This is a genomic window from Capnocytophaga sp. oral taxon 380 str. F0488 (genome assembly GCF_000318255.2).
Classification (GTDB): Bacteria; Bacteroidota; Bacteroidia; order Flavobacteriales; family Flavobacteriaceae; genus Capnocytophaga; species Capnocytophaga ochracea.
The window spans coordinates 5,153-20,463 of record NZ_KB291193.1 but is presented as its reverse complement, the minus strand read 5'-3'; the positions used below and the strand labels follow the sequence as shown (position 1 = coordinate 20,463).

Below are 15,311 nucleotides of genomic sequence, written 5' to 3'. Positions count from 1 at the left end.
AAGGAGAGGGGGAGTGTAGGGACGGAAAGGGAGAATGTGGAGACAGAAAAAGCGAAGGTATGATGGAAAAGTGTAATGGTAATCATTATTGGGTAGGGTATTTATGAGCTAATTATACAAATTTGCTCGTTTGCTAATTATCTTCTACCTTTGCACTTTAAACTTGTGAAGACTAATTGCTATGAACACGTGGAACATCATCGTAGAGGGCTTTAATAAAGCTGAGGTTACCAAACACGAAAGTATTTTCAGCCTTGGAAATGGGGCTATGGGAATGCGGGCTAACTTTGAAGAGGACTATACGGGCGATACACTTCAAGGGAGCTACATCGGTGGGGTCTATTACCCCGATAAAACCCGAGTGGGTTGGTGGAAAAACGGCTACCCTGAGTACTTTGCCAAAGTGCTCAATGCGCCCAGCTGGATAGGACTGCACATCAAAATAGACGGGGAACTATTAGACTTAAACACTTGTTTGGAGGTAAAAAACTTCCACCAACAACTGAATATGAAAGAGGGTTGGTACGAGCGAAGTTTTACGGCTACACTTCGTAACGGTGTGGAAATTGCTGTAAAAGTGGTGCGTTTACTCTCGTTGCGTTATGATGAAATAGGAGCTTTACGTTATGAGATTAGTCCTCTTAATACTAATACTTCCATAGAAATAGAAAGTTACTTAGACAGTGGTATTAAGAATAATGATGCTAACTGGGACGAGCATTTTTGGAATACTTTGGAAATCTCTTCGGAAAACAACTGCGCTACTATACTTGCTGAAACTAAAAAGACAGCCTTTAAAGTGCAAACCTTTATGGAAAATCATCTTTTTATAGAAGGAAAAGAACTGAATATCAGTGGAAAAGAAAATAGAAAGGAGAACTATATAGGGTTGCAGTATGAAGTAACTGTTAAGCAAAACCAAACCTTTCGTATTGAAAAATATGGTGGCTATACACCTTTGACAAAGTCTAAAACTTTGTCAAAGGTACGAGACACACAGGTATTAACATTTGAGGGGTTATTGGAGATGCAGAAAGAAGATTGGGCGACGATATGGGAGACATCGGATATTGTGATTGAAGGTGATGAGAAAGCGCAACAAGGTATCCGGTTTAATATCTTTCAGCTCAACCAAACGTATCAGGGCAAGTATGCCCATTTGAACATAGGACCTAAGGGTTTTACGGGTGAAAAGTACGGTGGTAGTACCTATTGGGATACTGAGGCTTATTGCCTGCCTTTTTATATGGCTACCAAGGGCGCGGAAGTAGCTCGCAATCTGCTGTTGTACCGCTATAAACAGTTGCCACAAGCTATTGAAAACGCCCAGAAACTCGGTTTTACTGGCGGGGCTGCGCTTTACCCTATGGTAACGATGAACGGTGAAGAGTGCCATAATGAATGGGAAATTACCTTTGAAGAAATACACCGCAACGGGGCGATTGCTTTTGCAATTTATAACTATACACGCTATACGGGCGATGAGTCGTACCTGAAAGAATATGGAATGGAAGTACTTATTGCTATTGCACGTTTTTGGGCACAGAGAGTCAATTTTTCAGAAGAAAAGAAACAGTACGTAATCTTAGGGGTGACAGGTCCTAATGAGTATGAAAACAATGTAAACAATAATTTCTATACGAACTATCTTGCCTCTTGGTGTTTGAGTTATGCAGCGACTATGGCACTGAAATACAAGAGCGAAAAGCAATGGGTGACTATTAAAGAATTGAAGGAGTGGAGTGATATTGTGGAACATATGTACTTGCCTTATAGCGAAAAGTATGATGTATACTTACAACAAGACGGTTTTTTGGATAAAGACCTTAAGCCTGTAAGTGCCATTCCTACTGGGGAGCGTCCGCTCAACCAACATTGGTCGTGGGATAGGATATTGCGTTCGCCTTATATCAAACAGGCAGATACGTTACAGGGGTTTTATTTCTTTGAAGAGCGATTTACCAAAAAACAACTCGAAAAGCACTATGAGTTTTATGAGCCTTTCACCGTACACGAGTCGTCACTCTCACCTTGTGTGCATAGTGTACTCGCATCAGCCTTAGGGAAGACAGAGGAAGCCTACGCACTCTACCTGCGTACAGCTCGGCTTGATTTGGACGACTACAACAAGGAGGTACACGAAGGGTTACACATCACCTCGATGGCAGGCACGTGGCTCAGCATTGTAGAGGGCTTTGCTGGTATGCGTGTAAAGAACGGTACACTAACGTTTACGCCTCGCTTGCCTAAACAATGGAAGCGTTTATCGTTTAAAGTGATATTTAGAGGAGAGGTAAAAGAAGTGATTATTTAAATGACAAAAGATTACCTTCTTTATCTATATTTACCTCTCTGCCTCTCTTTATGAGGATATAGTAATAATCTTCCCATTCCTCATTGCTTTTAGTATAGGGTTCAGCCTGTTCGTATTCAAAAGGAATGATTGTATTACCGAGATTATCAATCATTCCCCACTTACCTTTATACTTCACTATTGCCTTTTTACTATCGTTGAAATCATCAGCGTCATCATATACAAAAGGCAATACTACTTTCCCTTTAATATTTAAATAGCCATACTTATTACCTTGTTTAGCGCGAGCCAGACCACCGAAAAAGAGGTCTATTTCGTCATACCAAGGGGTGAGTGTTTCGTTATTAGTACTAAGAAGTTTCTTCTTATCATTGAGTTGTACAATAAAAACACCTTCGGAATACGAAATAAAATTATACTGAGCAGGAATGAGTTCTTCACCCGAAGGGCGTATCACCCCATATAAATTATTAATAGTAACATCATAAAAAGGTATTCCGGCAGAAGGGTAGATGTTGATATAATCATACTTCAAAGGTGCTACGACGGTACCTTCGGCATTTACGAGTCCGTATTTATTATCTTTTCTTACCATTGAAATTCCGTTTTGGGACGGATATACCTCATCGTATTTTCTGCGCCAATCGGTATTACAAGCCGTACAGAATAAAGCTAAAGTAATAATAAATAGTCTTTTCATAAGTATATGTATTTTTAATATTAGTATTTTATTTCTCTTTCTGTAAATCCTACGATATATCCATTGACGAATACAATGCGAGTAACCCAATTACCTTGCTTATCAAAAGTATGTTCAAACTTCTGGTTATTTACGCCGGTAGGAATACCTTTTTTATCATATGTATAATGCATTACATCGGGTTTGGTGTTTCCCTCAGCAATACTGCGTTCCACTACCCTACCCTCACGGTCGTAACGCACTGAGATGCGCATCTCGGTAGGTGGATTTCCTTCGGTTACCATTTTGAGCAAAGTGCGCTGGTTATTTTTATCAAACTCCTGGAATACCTTCGCTTTACTATCGGGTGTTACTAAGAGAGCTTCGGTAGGGTTACCATTAGCGTCCCACTTATTAAAAGTATAGGTTTGTGTAGGCGAAGCACTACCCTCCATCATTGTACGATATGTTACTAAATGCCCTTGGTTATTATATTCATAGAGTCCTGTAGAACTCTGTATACCTCCGTGAGCCATTCTCAATATTTTTACTTGTAGAGGTTTTTGCTCAGCATTGTAGACATAGTCGTAACGCAAAGTAATACCACTATATTTTTGTTCTAACTGCAAGGTGTTTCCTTCTTCATTAAATTCATAATAATTTTCGGTTGCAAGACGCTTTTGTTTAAGGTTACCTTGAAAGACGTCATAAGTACGTTCGGTAAGGGCTTTTACTTTACCATTGAGTTCTTTCTCCAAACGTGTAGCTGGAGTATTGATAATTTGTGCCATTCCGAAAAAAGGAAATAACAACAGGATTAAAAACTTTTTCATACTGATATATTATTATTTTACGCCGACAAAGGTAATAAATATTTTTTAATAAAGCTATATATCCAATTCATAAATGTTCCACGTGGAACATTTATGAATTAACGATTGGGAATTGATAATTCCCAATTCATTTGTTTATCTACTAATTTCTCACTACTTTTGCCACATACTTTTTACTTATATGAATCGGTTTATAGTAAATAGATATTTAGTACCTAAGGGTTTTAGTGGTATTACCCTTTACCCTTTTATATTTACTAACGACCCAAAACTACTAAAAGATGTACAATTCATCAACCACGAGCGCATACATTTAGCTCAGCAACGAGAACTCTTGGTGATATTTTTCTATATATGGTATGCTGTAGATTTTATAGTGAAATATATTAAGTATAAAGATAAGAAGAGAGCTTACCAAAATATCATCTTTGAACGTGAAGCCTACGAGAATGATTACAACCTTGAATATTTGAAGAAGAGAAAATTGTTTGCTTTCTTACGAGGTAAAAGGTAACAAGTAAAAGATAAAAAGTAAGTATATAAGAAATGTTCCACGTGGAACATTTTCAATTGATAATTCACAATTGATAATTGACAAGTAGTAACTAACGACTAAACACTAACAACTAATGACAATTAAAGATTACAGCGTATCACAAGAGGATTTTACCCTCGTATATGATTCAGTATTAAAACTTTACCGCACTACTCCCCTACCTAATGATCTTAAAAAATACTATGAGAGTGAGGATTATATTTCGCATACAGACAGTCGCAAAACACTATTTGATAAACTCTACCAATGGGTGAAAAGTTATAACTTAAAGCACAAAATAAAACTCATCAAACAATACAAAAAAGGAAATGTTCGTCTGCTTGATATAGGTGCAGGTACAGGCGACTTTGTGCGTAGTGGTAAAGAGTGTGCACATTGGGAGACTATGGGCATAGAGCCCAGCGAGAAAGCACGTACCAAAGCAAAAGAAAAAGGAGTTTTGTTACAAGCTGATTTTAGTAACCTCCTCCCCCACTCTTTTGATGTGATTACTATGTGGCACGTATTGGAACACGTACCCGATGTAACACAAGAAATACAGCTCATCAGTAACTTACTGAAAGAAGACGGCTTAGCTGTTATAGCTGTACCTAATTATCGTTCGTGGGATGCACAGCACTACGGAGCCTACTGGGCAGCTTATGATGTGCCCCGACACTTATGGCATTTTTCTAAGGATAGCATCGAACAGCTTTTTACCAAAGAAGGTTTTGAGTTACTTGCCACCCACCCTATGCTTTTTGATGCCTTCTATGTGAGTATGCTTTCCGAGCAATATAAAACAGGAAAGAAAAATTTTCTTAAAGGTTTCATCAACGGACTCCGTTCAAATTATTATGGTTGGAGGAAAGGAGAGTACTCATCGCAGATTTATGTTTTAGGCAAGAAATAAGAAGTAAGAGCTAAGAATTGTCTATTTTTTTATATTTCTGAAGCTAAAAATAGTAAAAACTTAAAATAAGACGTTTTTATAAGACTTCTCAACTATTACCCTATACTTTATTACTTTTTAAAAAATAATACTTAAAAAAAGCTGTAATAAAGTCAGTTTCGATAAAGTACATTTATAGAAGATTGTTTCTGATATAGAATAAATTTATACAAGGTAAAAGAAGGTAGTAAAATGTTTCAGGTGAAACAAGGTGTAATGAATAGTGACGAAAGAGAGTATTTTCACTTTTTTAGTAACAAAATTAAAAAATATTTCTTTTACACGTAAAACTTTCTTACTTTTGCCACGTAATTCAAATTAAACATTATAAAAATGAAAAAACTCATCTTAACAGGCGTAGCACTGCTCGCCCTTACTGCTTGTACCGACAAGGTGGCGTTTGTAGATAACTCTAAACTTCTAAACGACTATCAAGAAAAAAAAGACATCGAGGCAAAACTAAAAGGACAAATTAGTACCTACGAACGAAAACGCGACAGTATTTCAATGGCGTTCCAAACTGAAGCGCGTGCTTTCGACGCTCAGGCTAAAACTCTCCCTCAGAACGTAGCTCAGAAAAAATACAACGAACTGATGCAAAAAAGCCAAATATTGCAACAACATTTGCAACAAGAGGAACAAAAAATACAAATGGAAAGCCAAACTCAAATGGATTCTCTACTTAGCAAAGTGAAGAAAAACATTAAAGAATATGGCAAACAAAAAGGCTATACCTTTATCCTTGGTGCTAACGACGGCGGCAGCGTGCTCTATGGTGCTGATAACAAAGATATTACTAAAGAAGTTACTGAATACTTGAACAATCAATATAAATCAGGTAAGAAGTAACAAGGCCACAGGCATTAGGCCATAGGCAATAGAAAATAGACTTTGTCAGAGTTTTAAGACTTTGACAAAGTTTTTTTATTGATAGCTAATCAGTTAATTGTAATACGTTAGGAAAGAACGCTTGGAGTATCAGGAAAACTCCAAAGACTAACAATATAATGCTAATCGCGCGTTTAATTTTGTAGATATGAAAAGCGGTAAGTCGGTTTTTGAGTTTTTTAGCAATGAGAATTTTAAAGATATCTATTGCAAAGTATACTAAGATAATAGAAGTAAAAAACACCAATATTCTACTGGCATTCATATCAAGCTTAGGACCAAAAACAATAATAATTCCTAACCAAAAACCCAAAACGCCTATGTTGATGAAATTCAGTAGAAAACCTTTGATAAAGAGGGCTATATAGTTCACTTTTTCAGCTACTTGCAAATAGGCATTCTCTTTGTTATCTATTGTTTTCTTGAAGTCTTTTTTCAGTTTGATGAACGAGATGAGTCCGTAAGCTATCATTATGAGTCCGCCGGCGAAGAAGAGTTTAGGGTCGTCCTTGATTTCGCGTAACAGACTGCTGGTAGTGAAATAGACAATGAGAATGAAAACAGTATCTGCCAGTACTACCCCCGAATTGAAAGCAATAGCTGCCCTAAATCCTTTAGTAATGGCTGTTTCCAGCAATACAAAGAACACAGGACCTATGGTAAAAGCTAACAACAAGCCCAAAGGTAATGCAAGCAATACATCCGCAAACATCTATTTCTACCTAAAATTTGATTAACTGCACAAAAGTACTAAAAAACTGTTGAATTACAAAAAATAAGGGAGAAGTTTTTAGTACCTCTCCCCTATACTCTATTGAAATTCAGTTATTAGTCATTAGAAAACTACCAAATATTCTGTAGTATCTGAAACAAAAAAAGTTTTAGTATCTGGAAGATATACTATGTGCAAGGTTGTTCCTTGCGCTCCAAAATTCTTTACAATATTCTCTATTGCAGCTTCTTTAGTAGTAAATTGAGACTCATAATCTTCTTCATAACGCATACCTAATACAGTATATTTAGTATCAGAAGGTTTGTAGAAAAGAGGAGCTAAACCAATAGCCATATCTCCTTCAGCTTCTTTGTTAGAAAGTACTTCAATAGTTTTCTGAGTAGGATTTGCTTTGAAAGAAACCCAGCGCACTAAGTCTTTATCTTGCGAGGGTTGCATCACTACTGAAGCAAAATTATCATAAGATAACTGCTTATCATCAGTAGTATTATCCTTAGAGCAAGATATAAAGGCTATGCTCAAGCATACCATTAGAAATGAAAATTTAAATACTCTTTTCATAGTGTAAAAATTTAAATTTAACTAAAGACCTTCAACTTTTGATGACACTAATTCATCAATATTAGCTGAAATATAAAAAGCTTTTACATCAGGTACATAGACCATATAAGTCTTGCAAACAGTTCCACAACCACCAGCTTCAGCACAATCGTAAAGCAGCTTTCCACAACTATAATCTCCATTACAACCCTTTGTCCAATCTCCACCTTTAGCCCCTGTACAAGATACTGTATATGTCTCTTTGTCAGAGCGAGAAGCTTGTTGCTCTTCATATTTACCAGCAACGTCAAAACCTACACCCCAGCTTGATTCAGCAATGATACTTGACAAGAAAGTGATGGTATTGTCATCTTTGTTTAATTTGTATGAGACAAGTAATACTTTCTCATTTGGAACAAAGTCTACTGATTTCTCTGATACAGTTTCAAAGAACTCCTTATAAGTCATTGACTTATTTTGCAAATCTTGCAATGGATCTTGATTTTTATCCTTAGAGCAAGATATAAAGGCTATGCTTAAGCATACCATTAGAAATGAAAATTTAAATATTTTTTTCATAGTGAAAAATTTTAAATTTAAACTAAAATTCTCCTTCAACTTTTGATGACACTAATTCATCAATATTAGCTGATATATAAAAAGCTTTTATATCTGGAACATAAACCATATTAGCTTTACAAACAGTTGCACATCCTCCTTGATTCAAGCAACTTTTAACTACACCTAAACAACTATATGCTTCACATTTTTTACTCCAGCCTTTATCACAAGTTACAATATAATCATACTTTCCTCCTTCACGAGAAGCTTCAAGCTCGTAATGCTTAACTATAGCATCCCAAACTACTTTTTCACTGGGAAAAGCCTCAGTACTTGACAATAAAGTAATAGTCTCATCTTTCGCATTAAATTCGTAAGAGATAAAAAGTACCTTATCTTCTGGAACACTTACTTCTTTTTCTGAAACAGTTTTAAAGAAGTCTTCATAAGTCATTGACTTATTTTGCAAATCTTGCAATGGATCTTGATTTTTATCCTTAGAGCAAGACACTAACGCTACTATAAAACATAGCATAAACAACGAAATCTTTATGAGTCTTTGCATACTAATTTTTTTAGTTAAAAAAATACTTCTTTTGCACGTTCTTTTTATGAAGACAGTAACCCGTAGCTCAGTTAGGGGAAGTTATTTTTAAGGAAAAATTCTCACTATATTTTGTTTATAGAAGAAAACAACAAAATATATCTCCAAAGGAAATAATATCAATATCAGTCATAGGCATTAGGATTTTATAGGACAAAGGTATATTATATTTTTATAACTTCCAAATATTTTTACAACTCTTTTACTATCATTCTACAAAATAGCTTATAATTATTTATATATCAATATTTTATAAATATACATTATTACTCAATATATTATTAAAAACATAAAAAACTTTGCCAAAGGTACGAGCCGTACGGGCAAGAAACTTTGGCAAAGTATGTGATGCAAAAACTGCTTGCTGTGCTATGACTAATCTACCAATTCAAAGTCTAATTGCTTTTTCATCAGGTCGGTGTTTTTCACACGTATCATTACTTCATCGCCAAGCTGATAGGTTTTGCCAGTGGCTTGTCCTACCAAGGCGTATTGTTGTTCGTCGAAAGTGTAATAATCGTCTTTGATGTCGCGAGCACGCACCAATCCTTCGCATTTGTTCACAGTAATTTCTACATAAATACCCCATTCGGTTACCCCTGAAATCACTCCTGCAAACTGCTGATTTTTATGGGCTTCCATATATTTCACCTGCATATATTTGATAGAATCACGCTCTGCCGATGCTGCTAAACTCTCCATTTGTGACGAGTGTTTGCATTTGGTTTCATATTCGGCTTCAGGTTGTGAAGGGGCATTATCTAAATAGAGTTGCAAAAGGCGGTGTACCATCACATCGGGATAACGGCGTATAGGCGAAGTAAAATGGGTATAATAATCGAATGCTAAACCGTAGTGACCTATGTTTTTGGTAGTATAAGTAGCTTTTGCCATCGAACGTATTGCCAAAGTATCGACTAAGTTTTGTTCTTTCTTTCCTTTTACTTCTTCTAAGAGATTATTAAGCGAATCGGTAGTGGTTTGGCGGTTTTTCAAATCCAAACTATAACCAAATCGGTTAATAACCGTGTTGAACTGTTGTAGTTTTTCGGCATCGGGTTCATCGTGTACGCGGTATACGAATGTCTTTTTCATTTTGGCTACATACTCAGCTACTTTTCTGTTAGCCAAAAGCATAAACTCTTCAATCAGCTTGTTGGCTTCCTTGCTTTCTCTGAAATATACCCCTGTAGGGTTTCCATTCTCATCGAGGTCGAATTTTACTTCCACTTTATCAAAAGTAATAGCTCCCAAACGCATACGTTTGCCGCGAAGTTTTTCGGCTAAGGTATTGAGTGTGAGAATAGCATCTACTACCTCAGCAGGTACTGAGCGCTCTTTATCGGTAATGGAAGTTTCGGCAGGAATGGTATACCCCTCCCCTACTTTAGCTTGTTCTATTACTGATTGTGCTTCTTCGTAAGCAAACCTAAATGATGAGTGTGTTACAGTACGTCCTATCCAAATATCTACTACTTCAGCCTTCTTATTCATCTCAAACACTGCCGAAAAGGTGTATTTATCTTCATCGGGGCGGAGTGAACAAGCAAAGTTACAGAGTATTTCAGGTAACATTGGCACTACCCTATCTACCAAATATACTGAAGTAGCGCGGTTATAGGCTTCCTCGTCTAATATAGTGCCTTCTTTCACGTAGTGCGATACATCGGCGATATGTACCCCTATCTCGTAGTTACCATTCTCTAACACTTTAAACGACAGTGCATCATCAAAGTCTTTTGCATCGCGAGGGTCGATAGTGAAAGTGAGAGTTTCACGCATATCACGACGACGGGCAATCTCTTCATCGGTAATAGAAAGGTCTAACTTTTTAGCAAAGGCTTCTACCTCTTCTGGATAGGTGTACGGCAGACCATATTCGGCTAAGATAGAGTGCATTTCGGTAGTCTGTTCCCCTGGTTTACCGAGTATCTGTTCCACTACCCCCATAGGAGAATCGCTTTTGTCTTTCCAATCTTCTATGCGTACAATCACACGATCGCCATCCTGAGCGCCATTGAGTTTGTCTTTCAACACAAAGAAATCGGTATACATACGGGCATCGGTAGGGACGACAAAGGCAAAGTTCTTATGCATTTGCACAGTACCTACAAAGCGCACTTTGTTGCGTTCTAACACCTTACTAATTTCTCCTTCCATCTTATTGCGATTTCTAAAACGCGGAAATACATACACTTCCACCAAATCGCCGTGGAGGGCTTTATTTAGAAAATTCTGTGCTACAAAAATGTCGTTGTCTAAACCATCAACTATTACATAACCATTACCGCGCGTACTCACATCAAGCGTACCTACATAATAGTGTTGCATAGGGATAGCTTGATACTTTCCACGGTCGATTTCTACAATGCGTTTTTTCTCTTTCAGTTGTACGAGTTGTTTCACCAGCATATCACGACGTGGTGCATCGGTAATGTGGAGTTTGGCAGCAATTTGCTTGTAGTTGAAACTCTCTTCGGGGTGTTCTTGTAACACCGAGAAAATCGCTTTGATAAGCTCTTGCTTGTTGCGTTTAGCTAAACTCTTATTCTTTTTAGGTTTTCCTGATTTTCCTTGCTTTTGAGTTTTATTTGTTTTTTTCATATTGCAAAAGTAAATATTTTTGAGTTATCAACAATCACCAAATTATAAATTGAAAAAGATTTCTTTCTAAAAAAAGAAGGGTTATTATTATGATGACGTTCATAAGAGGGATAAAATTAGGCTGAAAAACTTGCTTTTTTCAGTTTAAGGATATTATAATTAGTTATCAACAATAAAAAATGATTTACGGTTTTTTAAATGAATATTTTAAGTAAAATTGTTGATAACTCTTTTTGATATTATGCACAACTTTTTGTTGAGAACTTTTCATTGGGCAGATTGTTCATAACTGACAAAAAGTAGTGGATATTTTATAAGAAATAAATTTGCTTTTTTCATCTTCATTTTTGTATACACAGAAAACATAAAAGAGCAAATATTTTAGTGTTTTTTCTTCCTCAAGTTATGCACAATTTAAGAATGGACAATGAACAATACCGATAAGGATAATGAACAACACTTAAATAAAAAAATAGGAACGAATTAATTAATCCGTTCCTACTTAAAAAAATTGAATATCTCCACAATGAACTATACTTCTTCTTGATCTTTCAAGTGCTGAATGTATTGTGCTTTTTGGATTTCGGCTCTTCTGCGTACAGAAGGTTTAGTGAAATGTTGTCTTTCACGTAGTTCACGTACTACACCTGTACGGTCGAATTTGCGTTTATAACGTTTTAAAGCTTTATCGATGCTTTCTCCGTCTTTTAAAGGAATTATTAACATAAAGATACACCCCCTTTCAATTTTCAGGGCGCAAAGATATGAAGTAATTAGCAAACGAGCAAATTTTTTAAGTAGAAAATTTTAGATTTAAGTTTCAGACCTTAGATAAGTCTGGCTTGTTTGACTTGTTTGATAACTAATGGTTGAATACTGTCATCACTTTCAAAAAACCGATATTCAGGAGGGATTTTCTTAAAGACTTCTTGCAATTGATGAGAATAGAGTAGGGGAGTGCCAAAAGAAATGGCAATGTCGTGAGTGATGAGCTCTTGTGCTACTTTTAGGTTTTTTCTGAAGCCGTGTAATATCCATAACTGTTGTGAGCGGGTGCGCTTGCGGAGTTGTATTACCTCGGCATAAGCTTTCACACAGTGAATGATAAGTGGGAGTTCTAAACTTTCGGCTAATTCTATGTGTCTTAAAAAGATTTCTTGTTGTAAGGATAGGGGAGAGGTAACGTTCTTATCGAGGCCACATTCACCTATAGCCCAACAATTGAAGTGCTGGGCTAAGGGTATAAGTGCATTCCACTGCGCCTCAAAATCGTTTAAAAACCAAGGGTGAATACCTACTGAGAAAGGTTCGCTGGTATCGGCGGTAAGTGGATACTGATTGCGAATCACCAAAGTATCGGAAGTTGAGTGCTGGGTATGCGAATGAACGTCGAGATACATTGTTTTAAGAGTTAGGAAGCAATTAGAAATTAAGGATAAGGAGCAGCGAAGAGTAGCGTCCAATACTTACCACTACGAGCAGCACCTACTTCAGTAACTTGGGCATTCATAATATTAGCGCAGTGTAAAGGACTTTCGAGCCAACTTTTCATCGCTTCTTCTTCATTTTGTTGTCCCATAGCTACATTTTCAGCCCACGTAGCCCATTTATAACCAGCGTTAGTAAGTCTTCTACCAGGATCTTGTCCGTTTTTACTATAGTGAGTTAATTCGTTGCGTTTAAGCATATCGTCACTATGGGCTTTGGCTACTTTTTCTATTGTTTTATTCCACTTTACAGGAGGTACGGGTTTAAAATAATTACTACCACAATTGCAGCCTTTTTGTCGTTGCTGATTGATAAGGGTGAGCATCTTGTTAGAGCTCGAACCTGTGGTCTCACTATCTTGTGATTTACTACATTGTAGCGATAGGAGCGCTAAGAATAAAAAGAATAGTTTTTTCATCATTGATATTTAATATTTTTCTTTGTTCTTTAACTGTTTTAACCAGATTTTGAAAGGTTGTTATACAACAACTTTTGGTGCAAAGGTAATAAAAATAGAGCTACTAAGCAAGAAAAAAAATAGAAAAAATTTGCTATGTAATAAAAAAGTTGTACTTTTGTCGCCGGCAAGTCCTACACGACCAGCTCCTGAAAAATCCTCCAGGGTGGGAACACAGCAAAGGTATTCGGTTGTAGCGGTGCGATGTAGGTAGCTTGCCACTTTTTTGTTTATAGGGGTAAGCTATTAGGTTAGTTCATTCCTCTTTGGCGTGCGATTTGTTCATAGGCTTGTTGTACTTGTTTGAACTTTTCTTCGGCGCCTTTTTTTATGGCTTCATCTTCTGTAATCACTCTATCGGGGTGATATTTTTTTGCCATATTTCTGTAAGCTTGTTTTACTTCGGCATCAGTAGCTTGGGGGCTTATACCTAAAATAGCATAAGCATTTTCATTGGGAGTTTGGGTATAGCTATTACTACCATAAGTGTTAGCAAACATTGCTTTGATGCTTATAAAATCACTTTTTTCTATCTGGAAGTAATAGGCTATTTGCTCTATTTGTTGTACTTCGTCTTGGCTTACTACTCCATCGGCTTGAGCAATACCAAAGAGAAAATAGAGGATTTGCAAGCGTGTTTCGTAGGTAGTACGAGCGCGTATGTACATTGCTACTCGGGGAGCTTCTATCTCGCGTCCTTTTATTAGTTCATTAAAACTGCGAAACACGGCATTGGCGCGTTCTTTACCATAAAGGCGTACGAACTGCAAGCGCACGAAATCTAATTCGGCTTGGGTAACACGTCCGTTGGCTTTGATGACTAAGCTACAAAGTGAGAGGAGATTCAGCTCGAATGTAGCGGGTGATATGTTTTGCTGAAATGGGTTGCGAAAGGGCTGCTCGGTGGGTAGCTGTTGGGAAAGTTGTCTAAAAAGCCAAAAGAAAAAAAGAAATATAAGAATAGAGAATAAGCTCATACGATATAAATTTTAATAATGCCAATAATACCAGAAATGCCAATAATACCAATAATTAAATATGAAGCTAATTTACTAATAATATGTGATTTCTCTTTCTACGATATATACTAATTTGCCTTCGGAAAAGCATTTCTTCTCTATCCAATTACCTTTTTCATCGTATTGATAAGAAAAGGTATAGTTTATTTTCTTTGCTTTATTATGGGTCTTCTTTTCGAAAATTAAGAGCATTTCAGTAGGAAAAGGCTCTTTTTTATAGGTATACACTGTTTCGAGGCTTTTATTCTTTTCGTTGGATTTGGTTATTTGGTGGGTAACGAATCCGTTTTTATTATACTTTGTCTTCTTGGTATATTTTACTGATTTATCGGGATTGTAGACTTTGGTTTCGAGTTGGTTATCCCTCTTGTCGTACTTATATGAAGAGTAGTTTTTGATACTTTCATCGGTGTTGTAATAAGTAGCATAGGTAGGGTAACTGCGTTTGTTTGTATCACTTGAAAGTACTAAATATTCCTTACCTGTTTTAGGGAAGTAGACAGTTTTCTGCATTTTTTTCTCTTTATCGTCATAAGTAAGGGTGTACTCACGCAATAGAGTATCGGTTTCGTCGTATACTTTTAAGTTTGTTTCTCGGTTATTATCGTCGTAAGTTACTTCTGTTTTAAGGTTGAACACATTTCGGTCGGCAAACATAATTTGTTGGACAACATATCCTTGCTCATTGGCTAAGAGAAACAGATTTTCATCGTAATAGAATTTCTTTACAGCTGTTTTTTGAATGCGGTATTTCTTGTTTTCTTTTACTTGATAAGGGATAACGCGCACGGATTTTACGTTTCCTTTTAAAAAGAGTTCTTTGAGCAAAAATATGTTCTGCCCAAAGGTATTAGTAGCTGTTAGTAGGGCAATGAGAGTATAAATATATTTCATAATAATTTGTTTTATGGGGGCAAAGATAGGAGGTAATTAGCAAATGAGCAAATTTGGAAAATTAGAAAATTTGGAAATGAGAAAATGAGAAAATGAAGAAGAGTCTGGTTAGGAGCTCTCGGGGAGACTCGGAAAAGTGAGCCACACAGATAGTTTTTAGGAGAAATAGGGGATAAGGATTTTCAAAAAGAAAAATATACTATGATATAG

The 15,311-nt window shown here is 36.5% G+C and carries 16 protein-coding genes and 1 other RNA gene; 5 read left to right on the top strand and 12 right to left on the bottom strand.

Annotation, left to right across the window (positions count from 1 at the left end; translation table 11 throughout):
• The first annotated feature begins 181 nt into the window (after positions 1 to 181).
• The gene (locus HMPREF9078_RS04645) at positions 182 to 2,314 is read left to right on the top strand and encodes a family 65 glycosyl hydrolase domain-containing protein (RefSeq protein WP_009419586.1); all 2,133 of its coding nucleotides are present in this window, start codon (positions 182 to 184) and stop codon (positions 2,312 to 2,314) included.
• On the opposite strand, the gene HMPREF9078_RS04640 is transcribed toward HMPREF9078_RS04645, so the two are convergent.
• Both HMPREF9078_RS04640 and HMPREF9078_RS04635 read right to left on the bottom strand, forming a co-directional pair.
• The gene (locus HMPREF9078_RS04640) at positions 2,307 to 3,014 is read right to left on the bottom strand and encodes a WG repeat-containing protein (protein ID WP_009419585.1); all 708 of its coding nucleotides are present in this window, start codon (positions 3,012 to 3,014) and stop codon (positions 2,307 to 2,309) included. The genes HMPREF9078_RS04645 and HMPREF9078_RS04640 overlap by 8 nt on opposite strands.
• A gap of 20 nt (positions 3,015 to 3,034) precedes the next feature.
• Positions 3,035 to 3,826: a hypothetical protein gene (locus HMPREF9078_RS04635; protein ID WP_009419584.1), complete on the bottom strand. Its 792-nt coding sequence runs from the start codon at positions 3,824 to 3,826 to the stop codon at positions 3,035 to 3,037.
• 181 nt (positions 3,827 to 4,007) lie between these two features.
• On the opposite strand from HMPREF9078_RS04635, the gene HMPREF9078_RS04630 reads away from it, so the two are divergent.
• The 3 genes from HMPREF9078_RS04630 (at position 4,008) to HMPREF9078_RS04620 (ending at position 6,162) form a co-directional block, all read left to right on the top strand.
• On the top strand, positions 4,008 to 4,340 hold the full coding sequence (locus HMPREF9078_RS04630; RefSeq protein WP_009419583.1) for a hypothetical protein: 333 nt from the start codon (positions 4,008 to 4,010) through the stop codon (positions 4,338 to 4,340).
• A gap of 115 nt (positions 4,341 to 4,455) precedes the next feature.
• Entirely contained in the window at positions 4,456 to 5,274 is an 819-nt protein-coding gene (locus HMPREF9078_RS04625) for a class I SAM-dependent methyltransferase (protein ID WP_009419582.1), read from the top strand.
• Positions 5,275 to 5,646: 372 nt separating this feature from the next.
• Positions 5,647 to 6,162 carry an OmpH family outer membrane protein gene (locus tag HMPREF9078_RS04620; protein WP_009419581.1) on the top strand — a complete coding sequence of 172 codons (516 nt, stop codon included), beginning with the start codon at positions 5,647 to 5,649 and terminating at the stop codon, positions 6,160 to 6,162.
• 85 nt (positions 6,163 to 6,247) lie between these two features.
• On the opposite strand, the gene HMPREF9078_RS04615 is transcribed toward HMPREF9078_RS04620, so the two are convergent.
• From HMPREF9078_RS04615 to HMPREF9078_RS04580, 8 genes are all read right to left on the bottom strand, one after another.
• Positions 6,248 to 6,913 (bottom strand): LysE family translocator, encoded by a 666-nt coding sequence (locus HMPREF9078_RS04615; RefSeq protein WP_009410480.1) that lies wholly within the window; start codon positions 6,911 to 6,913, stop codon positions 6,248 to 6,250.
• A gap of 123 nt (positions 6,914 to 7,036) precedes the next feature.
• Entirely contained in the window at positions 7,037 to 7,495 is a 459-nt protein-coding gene (locus HMPREF9078_RS04610; protein WP_009419580.1) for a hypothetical protein, read from the bottom strand.
• A 21-nt stretch (positions 7,496 to 7,516) separates the two neighbouring features.
• Entirely contained in the window at positions 7,517 to 8,053 is a 537-nt protein-coding gene (locus HMPREF9078_RS04605) for a hypothetical protein (protein WP_034542860.1), read from the bottom strand.
• Positions 8,054 to 8,075: 22 nt separating this feature from the next.
• Entirely contained in the window at positions 8,076 to 8,600 is a 525-nt protein-coding gene (locus tag HMPREF9078_RS04600) for a hypothetical protein (RefSeq protein ID WP_009419578.1), read from the bottom strand.
• Between the two features lie 414 nt (positions 8,601 to 9,014).
• A complete protein-coding gene (rnr, locus tag HMPREF9078_RS04595; RefSeq protein ID WP_009419577.1) occupies positions 9,015 to 11,243 on the bottom strand; it encodes a ribonuclease R in 2,229 nt (742 codons plus the stop codon).
• A gap of 531 nt (positions 11,244 to 11,774) precedes the next feature.
• The gene (rpsU, locus tag HMPREF9078_RS04590; RefSeq protein ID WP_002674401.1) at positions 11,775 to 11,969 is read right to left on the bottom strand and encodes a 30S ribosomal protein S21; all 195 of its coding nucleotides are present in this window, start codon (positions 11,967 to 11,969) and stop codon (positions 11,775 to 11,777) included.
• A 101-nt stretch (positions 11,970 to 12,070) separates the two neighbouring features.
• Positions 12,071 to 12,643: a TatD family hydrolase gene (locus tag HMPREF9078_RS04585; RefSeq protein ID WP_009419576.1), complete on the bottom strand. Its 573-nt coding sequence runs from the start codon at positions 12,641 to 12,643 to the stop codon at positions 12,071 to 12,073.
• 29 nt (positions 12,644 to 12,672) lie between these two features.
• Positions 12,673 to 13,152 carry a CAP domain-containing protein gene (locus tag HMPREF9078_RS04580; RefSeq protein WP_009419575.1) on the bottom strand — a complete coding sequence of 160 codons (480 nt, stop codon included), beginning with the start codon at positions 13,150 to 13,152 and terminating at the stop codon, positions 12,673 to 12,675.
• Between the two features lie 161 nt (positions 13,153 to 13,313).
• On the opposite strand from HMPREF9078_RS04580, the gene ffs reads away from it, so the two are divergent.
• An RNA gene (ffs, locus tag HMPREF9078_RS11360) (signal recognition particle sRNA small type) lies at positions 13,314 to 13,412 on the top strand.
• Positions 13,413 to 13,439: 27 nt separating this feature from the next.
• On the opposite strand, the gene HMPREF9078_RS04575 is transcribed toward ffs, so the two are convergent.
• Positions 13,440 to 14,165, bottom strand: a complete 726-nt coding sequence (locus HMPREF9078_RS04575; protein WP_009419574.1) for a molecular chaperone DjiA — start codon at positions 14,163 to 14,165, stop codon at positions 13,440 to 13,442.
• A gap of 75 nt (positions 14,166 to 14,240) precedes the next feature.
• On the bottom strand, positions 14,241 to 15,101 hold the full coding sequence (locus HMPREF9078_RS04570) for a hypothetical protein (protein ID WP_009419573.1): 861 nt from the start codon (positions 15,099 to 15,101) through the stop codon (positions 14,241 to 14,243).
• Positions 15,102 to 15,311 lie beyond the last annotated feature (210 nt).